The sequence below is a fragment of the Saccharothrix sp. AJ9571 genome, from assembly GCF_021725495.1.
Taxonomy (GTDB): Bacteria; Actinomycetota; Actinomycetes; order Mycobacteriales; family Pseudonocardiaceae; genus Amycolatopsis; species Amycolatopsis magusensis.
In genome coordinates this window covers 7,022,548-7,038,747 of record NZ_CP091382.1, presented here as the reverse complement: position 1 = coordinate 7,038,747, position 16,200 = coordinate 7,022,548, and the positions used below count along the sequence as shown (strand labels likewise).

The window sequence follows — 16,200 nt, the reverse complement described above, 5'->3', positions numbered from 1 at the left end:
TCAGAACCCGGCACGCCGGGCGAGACGACCACCGACCTGCATCGCGGTGACGGCTCCGGTGCCGGCATCCCGAAGGAATCGCCCGCAGTCGGTACGCACGCCGGTCGCGGGATCAGGCAGCGACACGGTCCCGCAGTCGTACAGGTGCAGGCCGGAGTGGACGTCACCGTCGACGGTGAGGCAGGCGGCACCGGCCGGGTCCGTGCCGACGACGTACTCGATGTCCCCGTTGCGATAACAGCCGAAATAGCTGCGCGGCAGAGGAATCCGGCACGCTTGCGCGCTGCGGGCCCGGTAGTCCGGGACCTCGATGCCGAACGCGGTCAGCTCGGTCAGCAGTTCGCGCCACAAGGCGGTGCCGCCAACGGCGTTGGTGGTCAGCGCGACCACGGTCTGCCCATCGCCGTCGATGCGCAGGTGGCATGACGTGCCGTCGGCCGTGCCGTCGTGCCCGTGCCACTCGCCGTCGGGGCCGCGGAAGCACGCCAGGCCCAGCGCCCAGCCGTCGGCCAGGCCGAACGGCTCCGCGGGGCCCGCGGTGTGCATCTCGCTCGCCGTCACCACGTCGAGCAGACCCGGCTTGCCCAGGTGCACCCGGCCGAACTCGACCAGGTCCCCGGCGCTGAGCGCCAGCCCACCCGCCGGCATGAGCACCGGGGACAGCAACTGTTCGACCACCCGCACCTGCGAGTCCGAGATCGCCACGTGCCCGTCACCGGTGGGGCGCGGCCCGGGACCGCCGACGAAGGCGGCGTGCAGGTCCAGCGGCTGGAGCACGATGCCGGTGACCGCCTCCTGCCAGGACATTCCGGTAACCTCTTCGATCAGCAGGCCGATCAGTGCGTAACCGATGTTGGAGTAGGAAAAAGCGGTGCCGGGCGCACAGACCAGCGCGTCGGGCGCCAGCGCGGTCAACAGCGCCCGCGGGCCGCCGCAGTGCTCGGCGGGGTCCGAGGGCAACCCGCCGGTGTGGCCGAGCAGGTGCCGCAAGGTCACCCGCTCGAGCCCGTGGCCGCGCAGGGTGTCGCCGACCGGTGCGTCCAGGTCGAGATCGCTCTCGGCGACCAGCACCATCGCCAGGGTCGCGGTGAAGGCCTTGGTGATCGAGCCCACCGGCACGGTGGTGGTAGCGGTCATCGGGCGCCCGCTCGGCCAGTGCGTCACTCCCGCGTGCGCGGTGGCCACCTCGCCGCGGTGGTAGACGGCCAACTGGGCGCCGGGTACGTGATGTCGCTCGACCAGCTTGTTCAGCAACGGGCCAAGATGATCAACACAGTGGTCGGCGGCCTCCGGACCGCCACGCCCCCGTTCCTTGCACCTTTGACCACGGTCGTCTGCTGCTGACGAAAACACAGAAGAGCCTTTCAGGACTATCCAATCCACACAGAGTTCGCATACTTACCAATGATCACCGGCCACCACGAAGGCCACTGCGCAATCATTCTCGCCAAGAGACTTCTACACGCTCCCCCGGCGATGCCGCGATCCATACCGCCAAAAGGGGGATATCACATATTCGAAACAGCCAGAGCCGCAATGTCGCGACAATGAAATGCCCAGCCATCACACACCTCCGCCATGATCGCAATATAGGGAGAAAACATGGGAATTGACACGCCGCCAATACACGAACCTCCTGGTTGACCGCGTGCGAGCACCTCTTCATGTGCCTGAACCGGAAGACAGCCAGCTCGCCAGGAGTTGAGAGTTGACTGAGAACAATGTTCAAGCTCGGAGCGAGAGCCTACCCGAAGATGCCCGCAGATGTTCACCGAAAGCACACCACGGCCAAGGCCGATTTGAAGGAGTGTTACACCCTACTCGGGAGTAGTAATGGATCTCCGTCACACTCTTGTGAATGCACAGGCCGCGCCTATTGTTCACTCACGTGAATGACGAACGACGCGAATTCCGGATGATTAGCAATGAGCAGTGATTCCCACCGGAACACCGGTTAAAACATCCGACGGAGGCGCGGATCAAGAAGGGGCCGTTCGGCCGCATCGGTTCCGTCCTCCGGCTCTCACCGGTGGGCGCTGCGCCCCGCACAGAAGAGCAAGCGGAAGAGCCCCCGCAGACTCGCCCCGTCCAGCGCGTCGATCGCTTCGCGCAACAAGGTCCATAGCCGATGAGGAGCCAGCGCTGTGAGCATGGCCCGGCCCTACCACCGAGGCGGCCGGCAAAGACAGGCTGTCCGGGCCCGGACAGTTGCAGGTGCCACGCCGCGGCGTCCGGCCGGTCGGGCACACCCCGTGCGCACCGGGCACTCGGCTGGGTACTACCGCCCGATGGCTTCGCGCGGCGAGCACGAGGTGCCGGGTACCGAGCAGCAATCCCAGGATCGGCAGGTCGACCGCGGGTGCCAGCGGCGCCACCCAGACGGGTATGCCGAGCCGGAACGCCAGGTTGAGCATGTTGCCGAAGCCGAAGAGGAACGTCAGCCCGACGACCGTGCCCATGATCACCGTGACCGCCCGAACGACGGAGCTTCGATCGCGAAGGGGCTCGAGTCGAGCGAATCGGCGAAGGCCATCAGGTACCTCCACCGGGGGTCACCAACGACGAACTTGCCTTCGACCACCAGCATGCCGCAGGGAACTGGCTCGAACAAAAGAGGTGGTGACCTCGGCAATCGGAGCACGTCGACAGAAGGATCACCAGGACAGGCGGAATATCATTCAGGATCAAGAAGGGCCCTTGAAACGCCTGTTCAGTCGCCTTGGCTCGCTCGCCGAGGATCTACATCCCGGCTCATGACTTCGCTGCCGAACCGCACCTCGGCATCTTCAGCGGAATCCGCGCCTCGATCACCAGCGGCCTCGCCGCCGCCGTTAGGCTGACCTGCGAGAACGGATCAATCTGAGCGGATCCGGTATCCGTGTGCTTCCGGTACGAGCCGCACCGGGGCACATCCGGCAAACCCTGAGCCGGATCCAGGCGCGGCGCCGGCGGGTTGGGCGGAGTCGTCCTCTCCGCTACTTCGGTGGTTCCGGGTAGTGGTCCCTGGCAATCTGATCATCAGGATGCATGCTCACCCCGTGACGGCGGTCCCTGGCGGTCAGACGGGCGGGCGTGCTTGTTGGGTGGCGAGAACGGGTCAAGGTATGAGCATTCGTCGGTGGGGAGCGAACCGGAGGCGCACACGCGAGCTCGATCTGCGTCCGCTGGCGCGTGAGCGGCTGGTTGAGCTGCGCGAGACGGCCAAGTCCCGCGGGTACTCCGGGCGGGCGTGGCGGGACGGCGAGGACCACGCCATCAACGAGTCCGCGTTCATCTGGGTCCAGGTCGGAGACGAGATCGGTGATGGCGTGGTGGTGTGCAACCTGCTGGTTTCCCAGAACGAGTACACCGGCAGGACGCCAGCCGGCACCTCGGTCCGGCGCCACACCCTGCACGTGCACCAGGACGATCTGCGACGGCTGAGGCGCGCCTCCGCCGAGGAGGCACGCCGAGCCTACTTCGTGGTGCAGGCCGCGGTGCCGCTCGATCTTGATGAGGTAGAGCCCTGGTGAGGGCGAATGGCTCCTGTCCCGAGGTCAGGAGGTGACCCAGGGCCACACCATACGCACGGTGGTCCCGGTCGAGGTACTGGTGACCGCCGCTTCAGGCACCAAGGCGCGGATCATCGGCAAGCCCGCGCCCACCGGAGAGGCGTGGCGGCCCGTCACGCCAGTGACCCGTGTCGCTCACCACGATGGTGAGAAATCCGGGCTCCAGGTGCGCGCTCAGGCTCGAGTACGCGGACGCCCGCCTCCGGCGCCCTGCCGCGGGGCCGTGTTGGCCCAGTTCGCCGCCTCGGCTCGGCTGGGGTACGAGAAGTGGGGCCTATCAGGAAACGCCGGGGCGAGTCACGTGGGCGGAGATACCCGCACCGTCCTGGCAACGGCCGTCGCCATTCCCCCGTCAGCGGGCCGCCGAAGCGCCCGACCTCGACCTGATGCACCGAGTTCCGATCCGGCCTCCGCAACCTCTGATCCCACACCGATTCAGCAACAACAGGAACCACATGGGAAACGCGCAACCCGCTCAACGTCGGCCGAACTGGCCGCGAGGCTCCGCAAGTTGCGCCTGCACGCGGACGTTGGACGCGAAGACGCTGCCCGGCTGCTCGGCTGCACTCCCTCGAAGATCGGCGACCTCGAAACCGGGCGCTCGAAACCGAAGCAAGCTCGATGAAGGTGCGCAGCGAGTGGAGCTACGCCTGGCGCGACCGCACCGAGGAGGTCGACCTGGCCACGACCGAGCTGAACGCCGGGCCGTTCAGTTCGAAGAGCGACGCGAGCGACCCCGCGCACAACGAGTCCGCGCAGCCCGAGCTGACCGGAGGAAGGCGATGCCGACCGTCACCCAACACCTGCTCGACCGCACGGACCTCGTAGTGCTCGTCGGCCACGACGGGCTCGTCGAGTGGTCCTCCCACCGCGACCGTGACGAGGTTGTGGCCATGCTGCGCGGCATCGCCGACAACATCGAGGACAGCACGCTGTGAACCCACGCGGAGCAACACGACGAGCTCCTGGACCCACGTTCTGGCCGTCGTCGGAGCCGCCCGGCCCGACGGCGACGTCTACGCGCATTTCGGCTCCTTTCTCGGGTTCAACGACCACCTCGCCGTCGCCAAGCGCCTCGGCCTCGTGCAGGCAGCCCCCGAGCCGGTCGCCGACGACGCACCGGAGGTTCTGCTCACCGACGCCGGCCGGGCGTTCGTCGAGCAGTACCGGCTCACCAAGCTCCCGGAGGGCCGCGCGAACTACTGGACCCTGCGCGCCGCCTCGCTGATCGAGGTGAGCGGGACCGTCGCGTCGATCACCGGGTCGGCATCGCCGGCTGCTCCATGAGGTCGGCTGGGGCTACCGGCTGGTCACCGGCCACGACCCGACCTGGCTGGCGAACCTGCGCTGGCTCGCCGGCTACCGACACCAGCCGCGTGCAAGTTCCGCGGCAGTCGCAACCGCCACCGACCTGAAAGTGCCGGAAGCCTCCTTGCTGGATGTAACGTCGCGGGAGAATGCCAGTTGCTCGTCTGATCGGAGGGAGTGGTCGGTGACAACAGTGGCTGACCCATATCGAGTGCTCGGGCGTGGCTATGCCGCGATGCGGCAGCCTGACCCTCGCATCGGGCAGCGCCTGGACGCCGCGCTCGGTGACGCCATCACTGTGATCAATGTGGGTGCCGGGGCTGGATCGTATGAGCCAGCGGATCGGCGTGTGCTGGCGGTCGAGCCGTCAGCCACGATGCTGCGCCAACGGCGACCCGGATCGGCGCCCGCGGTCCGAGCGGTCGCCGAAGCGCTGCCCTGCGCCGACGGCCAGTTCGACACGGCGCTGGCCGTGCTGACCGTGCACCACTGGCGTGATCCGGCGGCGGGGCTGGCCGAACTGTGCCGGGTCTCGCGCCGGCAGGTGGTGCTCACCTGGGATGTCGAGATCATGGCGCGGTACTGGCTGGTCACTGACTACCTGCCACAGATCGCCGAGCGGGAACGGGGGCTGGCCACGCTCGACACCGTGGTCGATGGACTGGCCAACCTCGGCCGGCGCATCACCGTCCAGACGATCGACGTTCCCGCCGACTGCACCGACGGCTTCCTCGCCGCGTACTGGCGCCGACCACACCACTACCTCGATCCCGCGGTACGCGCTGGCATGTCCGGTGTCGCGTCACTGCCCGACGCTGTCGTGAAGCCGGCTCTCGCCCGGCTGGCCGACGATCTGCGCTCCGGCTCGTGGCACCACCGCCACGGTGCCATTCTCAAGAAAGATTCGCTCGACGTCGGCTACCGACTGGTGATCGCGTCCTAACTCAGCGTTCGAGCCAGGGCCTCAGGAGATCGGCGCCCAGCTCGCGCCGCCGCGCGGCGACCGCGGTCGCGGTGAGCAGCTCCCGGCCGTCGGCGGGCCTGCCGCAGCGCGGCAGCAAGGGGAGGTCCGCAACGAGGGCGTGGCGGGATCAACGCCAGGTCAGGTGTCTACCAGTGGTCCGCGAGAGCGCGAGCCCGATCCCGGAAGGAGGTGGCCGACCAGCCGCTCGTGGCCCGGCCCGTTCCGCCGGCTGGCACCGTTCCCGGCGCCGATCAGGCTGCGGCGGTGCTGTTCAACCCCGATGGGCACGACGGCGGTCGACGTGTCGTTGCTGCTGGCCCGGATGCTGGTGCCGGAACCGCGAATCCACGAGCGGACAGTTCCCAGGCCGGTTCAATCACCGCCGCCCACGCCGTCTGCTACCCGGAAATCATCACCATCGCCAGCGTGCTGGCCTCACCCCACTGGCACACCGTCGCCGCCAACCCGTTCACCGAAAACGCCGTCTACACCGAAATCATCCGCCGCATCCGCGAAGGCGAACACCCTGATCCCTTCGACGACACCGGTGCGCTCTGGCCCAGCTCCCGCCACCCCCTGCGCTACTGGGCCCCAACAATGCCGATAGCAGGAACGGGAACGCGACCCCGACGGCCACTGGGACACCCTCATCACCCACCTCCCACCGGATCCGGAGCGATCCGGACCGCAGTGGCGCCACCCGGCACGGGTTGACCAACATCGACGCCAGAGCCGCTGACCAGACCGGCTACCGCGTCAGCCAGCTACCGAAGGCCAGGGAGTACGGCGCCACATCGGCGTACGGCGTGAGCTTGGGTGCCACGGACGGGCTGGGCGTTCAGGGTGACCTGGCGCTTGCCGGTTCGACGACATCGAGATCGCGTCCGTGGTCGATCCGGCACTGACCAGCACGACGCCAAGAACACCCACTGGTCAGCACACAGACCACCGCCGGGAACACCGCTCGGTCCTCCACCGGGGCGCCCGGCCACCGCCTTGCGGCCGCGCTGCGAACGACGGCGTTCGAGGTCACAACAGGGTCACCGGACTGTTCGCCGGATATCGAGGTGAGGAGCGCGCAGGCCCCAGAGTCGCCCGGTGTCGTCGGCAAGCCAGCGCTCGTCCGGCTCGTGATCAGTGGCCTTGGGCGCGTGACCCGATCTTGCGGATCGTCGCCGGCGAGGGGCCGACCAAGCCCCGCTAGCCGGCCAGGCGTGCCTGGAGGCTCCGGACGTCCACACCGCGCTCGTCGGTTTCCTCGACGCCGAGCGCTTTGAGGATGTCCAGGGCTTGGCTCCAGTGGTGCCGGGCTTGCTCGTGCCGGGTGAGCGCGTGGTGGGCACAGGCCAGCCCGTCGTGGGCGCGAGCCTGGTCGCTCGGCTGGTCCAGGTCGGTGGCCAGCGCCAGCGCCTGGACGTGGTGATCGAGGGCCTCGGGGAAATTCCCGGCGTCGTACTGGAGTCTGCCCAGGCTGTGGATGGCCTCGAACTGCCAGTTCCGGTTGCCGATCTGACCGGCCAGGTCGGCGATGTCCTGGAAACACTCATGTGCCTGCTGGTGCCGCCCTGCCAGGTGGTGCAGATCGCCGAGTGCGGCGAGGCTGCTGAGCTCGCCCACGCGGTACCCGGTGTCGCGAGCCAACTCCAGCGCCCGCGTGAACCGATCGGTCGCCGGGCCTGGCTCGTCCCGTTTGAGGTGGACGTACCCGAGGCCGTTGAGCGCCCGCGCTTCGCTGGTGTGGTGGCCCGTCGCGCGCGCTAGGTCCAGCGCCGAGGTCAGATACTCGACGGCCTGGCCATCCTTGCCGAGTACCCGCTCGACGTGGCTCGCGCCGATGAGGGCGTCCAGCTCACCGGTGCGGTGCGTGAGTGCGCGGGCGAGGTCCAGCGCCTCCGCGTAGTGGTCGGCCGCTTCTTTGAGCTCCATCAACTCCAGCTTCACGAACCCGAGGCTGATCAGGGCCCGCAGCTCACCTGGCCGGTGTTCGATGGCGCGGGCCAGGCTCACGGCGCGAGCAGCTTTCTCAGCGGCGGCTTCGTGGTGCCCGCGAAGGCTGTCGAGTTCACCGAGACCGAGCAGGGCTTCCACCTCGCCCAGGCGGTCCCTGGCGGCGCGTGCGGTGGACAGCGCCCGCTCGTGCAGCCCTTCGGCTTCGGAGTAGCGACCCCGGGTGCGCAGGCAGCGGTGCAAGGTGCCCGCCAGGTGCCGGGTGTGGGCGGCGAAGTCGTGCTCGGCCGCGGCTCGGGCGAGCGGGAGCAGGTTGGGCAGTTCGGCGTCCAGCCACCCGGCCGCGTCCTCCGGTGTCTCCGCCGTGGCGTGGGGCAGTTGCGGCCGCATGTCGGCCTCGTAGGGGTACAGGTGGTCCATCACCGCCGACGCGGTCCGGCCGTAGTGCTCGAGCAGGCGATCCAGGGCGGTTCGCCGGACGACGTCGGCCTCCTCGCGCTCGGCCGCTTCGGCGGCGTGCACGCGGATGAGGTCGTGGAAGGCGAACTGACCGGGCACGGGTTCCTCGAGAAGGTGCACTTCCAGCAGTTCGTCGAGCAACTCCGACGCGGCGGCGACCGAAGTGCCGAGCAGTGCCGTCGCCGCCTCCGGCGTGACGTGCGCGCCCGGGTGCAGGCCGAGCAGGCGGTACGCACGCGACTGCTCGGCGTTGAGGTCTTGATAGGACAGTTCGAGGGCGCTGAGCACGCTCTGCTGTCCGCCGCGCAGCTCGGTCAGCGTGCGGTGCCCGGCGTCGAGGCGCCGCAGCAGGTGCGGCACCGTCCAGGACGGGTGGGCCCGCAACCGGGCCGCGGCCAGGCGCAGGGCCAGCGGCAGCGCCCCGCAGCGGCCGGCCAGTTCCGCCAGCGCTTCCGGCGAGGCGCCCTCGACGCGTTCACCGCCGGCGGCCGCGGTGAACAACGTGATCGCGTCCGGGGTCGGCATGACCCCGACCGACACCGTGGTCACCCCGTCCAGTCCAACCAGCCGCCGTCGGCTCGTGACGAACACGCGGCAACCGCCCGAGCCGGGCAGCAACGGCCGGACCTGCGCCTCGTCGGCGGCGTTGTCGAGCACCACCAGCATCCGGCGGTCGGCGAGCAGGCTGCGGTAGAGCGCCGAGCGGTCGTCGAGGTGCGCCGGGATCGAGTCGCCGTCCACGCCCAGGACCGCCAGCAGGCGGGCGAGGAGGTCGGCCGGGTCCACCGCGGTCGTGCCGTGCGCGTGACCGCGCAGGTCGGCGAACAGATCGCCGTCGGGGAAGCGCGAGGACAGCCAGTGCGCCGCGTGCACGGCCAGCGAAGTCTTGCCGGCTCCCGCCATGCCGTCGATGGCCGTGACCACCATGGCGCCCTCGGGGCTGGGCTCGGTCAGCAGAGCCAATTCCCGCGAGCGTCCCACGAACGTGCTGACGGGGGCGGGCAATTGCCTCGGCACCGTGTCCGTCCGCCGGACAGGCGAGGTTCCGGAAACGGCCCGGGTCAAGCTCGCGCGTTCGGTGTCGTCGAGCCCGAGGGCGTCTGCCAGCGCCCGCACCGAGGCACTGCGCGGCCGGACCAGTTCCCCGGCTTCCAGGCGCCGCACGCTCCGGACGTTGAGCCCGGTCCGCGCGGCCAGTTGCTCCTGGGTCAGCAGCGCCCGGTCGCGCCAGCCGCGCAACAGCGCCGCCAGTGCCGGCTCCCCCACTGGTGACGACATGGACCAGTCCCCCCGCACGCGTGCTCGCGAACGGGGGGAACTATGCCACAAATCACGCCGTCGGTTCAGGCGTTCGAACAGAATCGCGCGAATGGCGGGTTCGCCCCCGGATCGGTCGGCACGACCGGGGTGATTTCCCACGGGTTGCCCGCCCGCTCGTGCTGGCCGATGCCGCGGCACGGCCCGTATGCGGTGTCCGGGGCGGTGCCGGGGAACTTGGTGAAGTTGAACCAGTCACCCCGCAGCACAGGCGCCGCGCTGCCGGTGCGCGCCCCGTCCCGGTTGATCGCCAGACCCCGGTGGTAGAGGTAGTTGTCCGGCATCCAGCTGGCCCGCAGGATCGGGGTCCACGCGTCCAGCTTCCGCACGGTGCCGTCCACGCAGGCCAGGAAGTTGAGTTCCTGCCAGATCGGCGGGGCGTCGTTGAACATCGCCGCACTCACCCCGGACATCGCCCCGGCGTTGAAGAACAGCTCCCAGACGTCATCGGCCAGGTCCTTGAGCGCGGTGGGCAGCCGCCCGTCGCCCTTGATGCGGTCGCGCCAGGCGGTCGCGGCGTTCACCGGACCGGACTGGCTCAGGATCGGCCGGTACCCGGTCGATCCGCCGCCGGTCGTCTGCGCCCGCACGCACGAGGCGTTGTTCGGCGCAGCCGCCCCGGAGGCGTCGGTCAGTTCGGGCGCCCGCCTGCCCTCGGCGTAGGCACGCCCGGGCAGCTTGCCGTCTCGGCTCGGGTCGGCCGAGCGCCACGCCCCGTCGTGCACGTGCAGGTCGACCATCCGATAGCTCAGATCCGGCCGGGTGATCCCGTAGTCCTGCTCGAGCGAGCCGAACAACTCCACCAGGAACGGCGGCAGGTGCGAGTTGCCGGTGCGGTGCTCGTACTCGGCGAACTCGGTGCCGGGAATGATCCTGGCATCGTCCCCGGTGACGAACGAGATGGTCGCCTTGGTCCGGATCTTCAGCCGGTTCACGTCGTCGAACGAGGCGGGCCGCTGGTTGCTCGTCGGCCGGTCGGTGTAGGGCTGTGCGAACCCGATCCAGGTCCCGGCGCTGTTGCCGTCCGGATGGTTGACCGGATCCGGTCCCGCCGCCTCCACCTGCTGTTTCCACCGGCTGATCGTCTGCCTCGTCGCCGAGCCGAGATTGGTCGCGGCCAGGATGCCGTTGGCGGAGTCGCGGCCCCACTGGTGCAGCGTGGCGCCGCTGGCGATCGGCCCGGCCAGCCACGAGGCCGGCGCGGCGGTGTCGATGTTCTGGTCCTCGTCGTAGACCGCGGCCGCCTCGACCGCCTCCTCGTGGTACTGGCCGGTGACCGGGATGAACGCGACCGCGTCCCAGGCGATCCGCACCGTGCTGTCCCCGTCGGCGGTGCGGTTGCTCAGGCTCACCCTCGGCTGGGTGCCGTTGAACATGAAGGTCCCGATGCTCACCCAGCGGTTCCCGCTGCCCGCCGACTGGTCGATCAGCCGCTTGCGCTCACCGCCCTGGGCGTTGACCTTGTACTCGGCGAGCCGGGTGCGCGCCCCCGGGTCGGGGATGTGCGCCATGATCTTCATCGGGCCGGTGCGGGCCTGGTTCAGCGTCCACGTGCCCACCGCTTCCCGCTCGGCGGAGTTGTGGGTGTTGCTCATCCAGAACTGCCCGCCGTAGGCCGCCCCGATCTGGTGCACGTCGATCTTGCCGGGGTAGTTGCCGTCGGCGGCTTGCCCGAAGGTGAATCCGAACGTGCCCGAACTGGGCGGCTTGGTGCAGCCGGGCCGGATCGACGGCACGTTCTGCGGCAGGTTGTCCACCACGAGCGCGCCGGCGGGGAGCCCGGACAGCGAGCAGACCGGCGGGTAGTTCGTGGCGTCGTCCTGGTAGGCGTAGCCGGGGTCGAACCGCAGCAGTTCCCGGCCGCAGGTGTCCTGGCAGTCGGCCTTCCACGTGGAGTTCTGGTGGTACCAGCACTTCAGGTCGTACAGTCCCGCGCTGTTCTTGTGCGCGCACGGCCCGGCCGGTTCGCCCAGCACCTCGTCGGCCTGGGGCGGGAACTGCCCGCCCGGCACGCATTGGTTGCTGCTGTCGCAGAACTGGGCCTTCGGCGGTTTGACGTTGTACCGGTCGTTGGCCGTGAGCCACCACGCGGGGCGGAAGGCGTGCACCAGGGTGCCGGGGCTTTCGATCAGCTCGATCGGGTGTCCGGCGAACCCGAGCACCTTCTCTGGGTACGGCCAGTCCTCCGGGTGCGCGGCGTCGGCGTAGGACTCCTCCATGAACGGCATGCGGTCACCCGGGTAGTGCGGATTCACCGGGTTGTTGAGCCAGCCCACACCCCACGGGCCGCCGTTGCCCGGGTTCGGGTAAAAGCCGGAGTTGTAGGCCCACACCGCGAAGAACCAGTTTTCCAGCCGGTCCGCGCTGCCGTTGTTGATGGTCAGCCCGGCCGCACGGGTCTGGTTCCACTTGTCCTGCAGCATCCGCAGGCCGCGCGCGATGTTGGCGGTGAAGTCCAATGCGATCGCCCGCTGCTGGTCATACGGCAGCGCGGTCTCCCCTGGCCGTTCCTTGCCCGCCAGACGCATGCCGTCGGTGATCTGCATGACGCCGTAACCGCAGTCGGCCTTGTCCCAGCGGATGGTCCAGTCGTCGCCCTCGACGTCGTTGTAGTAGTCGATGCCGAAGTAGTTGCCGATCAACGGATTCGCGGTCACCCCCGGCACCGCGAACTTCGCCGCTTGCCAGGTGTTCGACTCCTGGGTGGCGATGCCGAGCAGGATCTGCGCGGGCACGTAGCCGCCGCCGTTCAGCGTGGTCGGCGGGAACAGGCCCTGCGGGGTGTAGGCGGGCATGCCCAGGTTCTTCCAATTGGCCGGACGCTGAACGGTGAGCGCGTTGCGCACGGCCTGGTTGACCGCCCATTCGACCTGGCGTGGCTTCGGCTGCATGGCCTGGTTGCGCGGATCGTTGCGGGCCACCGAGCAGGAGCGCTGGTCGCCGTCGGCTGGGTCGTTCGGGTTCCCGGCGGTGGCCGAGACTTGGCCGAGTGCCGGACTCGCCGCGCCGCCGTTCTCGCCGCCTCCGGTGGGGGTCACCGAGGCGGTGAACGACTTGTTCGTCGCCAGCGCGGTGGCCGTGATGTCGATCCGCTGCGCCGCGGTGGGGTCGGCCGGCGCCACCCGGGTGTCCGGGTTCTGGGCGCGCAGCACCGAGGTGACCGCGAGTTCGCCGGACAGCGACATCGTCGCGTCCTTGGGGACGCCGACGAGCGCGACCGAGGGAGTGGCCGCCCGGGCGGCTCCGGCACCGGTCACGAACACCCGACCCCCACGGCCCGACCTCACGCTCACCTCGGTACGGCCCCCGTCCGCCAGGGTGGTGACCGCGTTGCCCGCCTTCAGGTCCACCCGGCGCACGGTGGCTTTGTGCTGGTCCTCGGCCTGTGCGTAGACAACGCCCCCGTCGGCGTCGGCAGCCAGCCGGTAGGGCACGCCCTTCGCCGGGGCCACCACGGTCCGCTTGCCATCTGGGTCCACGCGCACCACGGCGCTGGAATCGGCCGCCACGATGCCTTCCGTGGTCGGCACCGCCGAGGTCAGCTGCCCCGGCACTTCGATCGGTGCGGCCAGTTCCCCGGAGACGGTGTCCAGCCTCAGCAACCTGGTCGCGGTCAGATCCTCGCTACCGCCCTGGGTCAGCAGCGCCGATTCGGTGGGACCGCAGCCGGGGTTGAAGTACGCCAGGCTCGTCTGCACCGGCAGCTTGCGCACCGGTCCGCCGGCCAGGTCCACGATCGCGGTGAAGCCGCCGCGCTCGGCCAGCACGGCCTTGTTGGTGAAGGTCCGCGGCGCGTAGACCACCACGGCGCGGTCCCCCGACGCCGTCACGCACGCGTTGCCGATCCACGCGTCGGTGTCGAAACCCGGCTCCGACAGCGACGCAGCCGTTCGCCACTGGTAGCCAGTTCGGGCTTCGGCCACCAGCACGTGGAAGCCGGTGGCGTCGCCCATCGTGGTCACTGCCCGGTCCGCGGACCGATCCCAGCCACCCCCCAGCATCGCGGCGCGTTCAGCGGGTGGAACGCTGCCCGGGGAGGCGGTTTCCGGGGCCGGGGCCGGAAGATCCACCTCGGGCGGGGCGGCCATCGCACCACCCGGTATCAGCAACAACGAGCAAAGTACGCACAACAACAAGGCGAGCGATTTTCGCACAGCTACTCCTCGGGCAGACCACTGCACGGAGCCGGAAACTCCGGCGCCCGGATTGAGCGCCGGAGGAAAGCGACGTGGCGATCACTCGCCGGGGATCAGGAACGCGCTACTTCCACACGGTGCAGCGATCCAGCCCTTCCCAGCTGCTGTGCCCGCACGCCCGGGTCGACTTGCCCGCCTTGCTCATCGTCGTGGTGGACGCGGAACACGCGTCCCCGCTGCTCACGGACGCGGTACGCGTCTTGGCGCCGGTGCTGTTGTTGATGCCTTCGTGCCAGGCGGTCAAAGAGTAGTAGCAATCCGGCTGGTTGATGTCGGTCACTCTGGTCCAGGTCGTCCCGCACGACGAGGAAAAGCGGAGGTCGACGAGGAACTCTCTGGCCCCCGCCCCGAGCAGAACGATACTGGCGAGCGAGACCGATCCGCTCGTGCAATTCGTGGAAACCGGGTTCTGGCCCTCACAGGTTTCCCCGTAACAGGCCGGGGAGGCGGGGCCAGGTGATGCTTCGGATGTCTGCGCGAAGACAGGTGCGCTCGCGCCGACCACGGCGGCCAGCGCGGCGATCGCCGTCCCAGCGGTGGTGATGAGCCTACGTTGCATTGAATCCTCCGAAGAATTGTTTCCGACGATGGCTGAACCGCTCAGTCGAGCAGATAGAGGTTCCACAGCGGGATTTGCGGATGCGGGGAGTATTCGCAGAACCAGGCCCGGGCCAGCCCGTGGTCGACGTAGGACTTCCCGGTCGAACGGCAGGCGTTCTCATTCGGCCACGAGCTGTGGTAGTACCACACGGCGTCCACCGAGATCTCGGCCGCGAACCGCGGCTGCACCGCCTGCGCGCTGCCGGTGAAGGCCAAACCCAAGCCGGACGCCACCAGGGCAGCAGCCAGCCACTTTTTCTTCTCCATTTGTGTTACCCCCAGGTCCGGGCTTTAGCGCCCGATCACATTCTGGGGCGCGCGGATCGAGGTATCGAGGGCGCGAGGCGGACATCTACCGGACATTGCCCAGCGACCGGTCACGCGATGTCAGGTCCGATGGGGCGCGCACGAAGCGGGCGCGATCATCGCGTCCAGCTCGAGTTCCGCTGGTACGGGCGCGCAGGAGTCGAGGGCCCGGCGCAGCGAATCCGGCTCGGCGACGGAAACGCTATTGGTCGCCGTTCTGCGTAGTCTTGGCCGCCAGCTCGGCGATGAACCTCCGGGTCGGCGACACACTAGGCCGGAGTGTGTTGTCAACCATGCTGACCAAGTTCGCGCAGAACCTCAGCCGCACCTTCCAGGCTGGGCAGGGCCACGGCCGCGCCAGCCACCCGCAGCTCGTCCTCCGAGCTCTTTTCCCGTCGCCACCGCGACCACCCGCACGCCCGCGGTCAGCGCGGCCTGCACGTCGTTCGGCGTGTCCCCGATCAGGACGGTGCCGGCGTTGTCGAACCGGCTGCCGATTCGCTCCCGCGCCCGTCCCTGCGCGATCTTCACCAGCTCCGGCCGGCTCGCGTGGTCGTCGCCGTAAGCACCCTGAGCCACCTCATCAGCGAGCACACCCACACGGTGCTCTTGGGTGCCGGTGACGGCCTCGTGGTGCACAACCGCTGATGGCTGCACGGCCGCCAGGAATTCCGCGGTGACCGGGCGCTGTGGCGGATCCTGGCCAACCCACATCCGCACTGGCACATCCCGCCCGGCTTCCCCGCCACTGCTCCCCCACCCACCGCCTGCCCGGGCCGCGCACCCCCACAGCCACCGCAGGCCGCCGAGCACCGATTCCGGGACACACACGCATGAGCGATGAGACACTGCACCGCCTCATCGCCGCGGGCCGGGAATTCTGGCATCCCCGCAACGAAGCCGGCGAGGTGGTCGCGATCTGTGCCATCCGCCGCTGGGCACCCGCGGGAGAGGACATCCTCATCTTTTGCGCCGAGGGTGACGCCGCCAGCGTGCGCGTCAACCCGGACGGCGAAGCCGTGTGGCACCGCACCGGAACCGTCGTCGAGGTCGCCAACGAAATGCTCGAACTACCGCACCCGGACAGCCCCACCGCACCCCTGCTGGTGATCGCCAACCCGGTTCTCTGGCGCCCTGACTGTTCCCGATAGTTCTGAGGCCTCACCGGGCGGGTCCCGGGGGCCACGTACTGGAGACCGGTTAGGCCGACTCGCTGGAGACAGCGCAGCGCGAAGCCGGGCAGGCGTTCACGCGGGCGCTCGCGTCAGTGAGCCGCCCGAGGGCACGCGGGAACTGGCCGAGATTATTGCGTTTCGCGCCCGACTGAACTGGACGGCCATAGGCCACAATTTGCTCACGGCGGCGACCATGTCGTCGCGCTGGCGGACCTTCTCGGCGAGGCGGATCCCGCTGCCGCCGGACTGCGATTTCACGCTCCGCTGAAAGAGTCTCGACGCCTCTTCTTCTTCGATACAACGGGTTGACGACCCTCCGGCCGCAGGAGTCTCTCGATGAGAGGACCGGAGCACGGGGTCGGCTGCACGAGTGCCAG

General features: G+C 69.2%; 13 protein-coding genes. 7 read left to right on the top strand and 6 right to left on the bottom strand.

Annotated features, from left to right (window positions below):
• Positions 1-1,254 (bottom strand): serine hydrolase domain-containing protein, encoded by a 1,254-nt coding sequence (locus L3Q67_RS32210; protein ID WP_499185196.1) that lies wholly within the window; start codon positions 1,252-1,254, stop codon positions 1-3.
• A gap of 1,850 nt (positions 1,255-3,104) precedes the next feature.
• Here L3Q67_RS32210 and L3Q67_RS32205 point away from each other — a divergent pair.
• From L3Q67_RS32205 to L3Q67_RS32180, 6 genes are all read left to right on the top strand, one after another.
• Complete coding sequence (locus L3Q67_RS32205) at positions 3,105-3,512, top strand: hypothetical protein (protein ID WP_499185195.1); 408 nt, start codon at positions 3,105-3,107, stop codon at positions 3,510-3,512.
• A 31-nt stretch (positions 3,513-3,543) separates the two neighbouring features.
• Positions 3,544-4,176 (top strand): helix-turn-helix domain-containing protein, encoded by a 633-nt coding sequence (locus L3Q67_RS32200; protein WP_499185194.1) that lies wholly within the window; start codon positions 3,544-3,546, stop codon positions 4,174-4,176.
• Positions 4,173-4,379, top strand: coding sequence for a hypothetical protein (locus tag L3Q67_RS32195; RefSeq protein WP_499185193.1), 207 nt, complete (start codon positions 4,173-4,175; stop codon positions 4,377-4,379). Before L3Q67_RS32200 ends, L3Q67_RS32195 begins: the two co-directional genes overlap by 4 nt.
• A 255-nt stretch (positions 4,380-4,634) precedes the next feature.
• Positions 4,635-4,838 carry a hypothetical protein gene (locus tag L3Q67_RS32190; protein ID WP_499185192.1) on the top strand — a complete coding sequence of 68 codons (204 nt, stop codon included), beginning with the start codon at positions 4,635-4,637 and terminating at the stop codon, positions 4,836-4,838.
• A 130-nt stretch (positions 4,839-4,968) separates the two neighbouring features.
• Complete coding sequence (locus tag L3Q67_RS32185) at positions 4,969-5,802, top strand: class I SAM-dependent methyltransferase (protein ID WP_499185191.1); 834 nt, start codon at positions 4,969-4,971, stop codon at positions 5,800-5,802.
• Between the two features lie 210 nt (positions 5,803-6,012).
• Entirely contained in the window at positions 6,013-6,537 is a 525-nt protein-coding gene (locus tag L3Q67_RS32180; RefSeq protein WP_499185190.1) for a hypothetical protein, read from the top strand.
• Between the two features lie 486 nt (positions 6,538-7,023).
• Here L3Q67_RS32180 and L3Q67_RS32175 read toward each other — a convergent pair whose 3' ends face one another.
• From L3Q67_RS32175 to L3Q67_RS32155, 5 genes are all read right to left on the bottom strand, one after another.
• Positions 7,024-9,507 carry an ATP-binding protein gene (locus L3Q67_RS32175; protein ID WP_499185189.1) on the bottom strand — a complete coding sequence of 828 codons (2,484 nt, stop codon included), beginning with the start codon at positions 9,505-9,507 and terminating at the stop codon, positions 7,024-7,026.
• 65 nt (positions 9,508-9,572) lie between these two features.
• On the bottom strand, positions 9,573-13,499 hold the full coding sequence (locus L3Q67_RS32170; protein WP_499191692.1) for a golvesin C-terminal-like domain-containing protein: 3,927 nt from the start codon (positions 13,497-13,499) through the stop codon (positions 9,573-9,575).
• 307 nt (positions 13,500-13,806) lie between these two features.
• Positions 13,807-14,301 (bottom strand): DUF2690 domain-containing protein, encoded by a 495-nt coding sequence (locus L3Q67_RS32165; RefSeq protein ID WP_499185188.1) that lies wholly within the window; start codon positions 14,299-14,301, stop codon positions 13,807-13,809.
• Between the two features lie 41 nt (positions 14,302-14,342).
• Entirely contained in the window at positions 14,343-14,609 is a 267-nt protein-coding gene (locus tag L3Q67_RS32160) for a hypothetical protein (protein ID WP_499185187.1), read from the bottom strand.
• A gap of 357 nt (positions 14,610-14,966) precedes the next feature.
• Positions 14,967-15,242, bottom strand: coding sequence for an HAD family hydrolase (locus L3Q67_RS32155; protein WP_499185186.1), 276 nt, complete (start codon positions 15,240-15,242; stop codon positions 14,967-14,969).
• 239 nt (positions 15,243-15,481) lie between these two features.
• On the opposite strand from L3Q67_RS32155, the gene L3Q67_RS32150 reads away from it, so the two are divergent.
• Entirely contained in the window at positions 15,482-15,799 is a 318-nt protein-coding gene (locus L3Q67_RS32150) for a hypothetical protein (protein ID WP_499185185.1), read from the top strand.
• The last annotated feature ends 401 nt before the right edge of the window (positions 15,800-16,200 follow it).

Coding starts and splice junctions, on each gene's coding strand:
- L3Q67_RS32205 (WP_499185195.1), top strand. CDS start 3,105: ATGAGCATTCGTCGGTGGGGAGCGAACCGGAGGCGCACACGCGAGCTC.
- L3Q67_RS32195 (WP_499185193.1), top strand. CDS start 4,173: ATGAAGGTGCGCAGCGAGTGGAGCTACGCCTGGCGCGACCGCACCGAG.
- L3Q67_RS32175 (WP_499185189.1), bottom strand. CDS start 9,507: ATGTCGTCACCAGTGGGGGAGCCGGCACTGGCGGCGCTGTTGCGCGGC.
- L3Q67_RS32170 (WP_499191692.1), bottom strand. CDS start 13,499: ATGGGCGACGCCACCGGCTTCCACGTGCTGGTGGCCGAAGCCCGAACT.
- L3Q67_RS32165 (WP_499185188.1), bottom strand. CDS start 14,301: ATGCAACGTAGGCTCATCACCACCGCTGGGACGGCGATCGCCGCGCTG.
- L3Q67_RS32160 (WP_499185187.1), bottom strand. CDS start 14,609: ATGGAGAAGAAAAAGTGGCTGGCTGCTGCCCTGGTGGCGTCCGGCTTG.
- L3Q67_RS32150 (WP_499185185.1), top strand. CDS start 15,482: ATGAGCGATGAGACACTGCACCGCCTCATCGCCGCGGGCCGGGAATTC.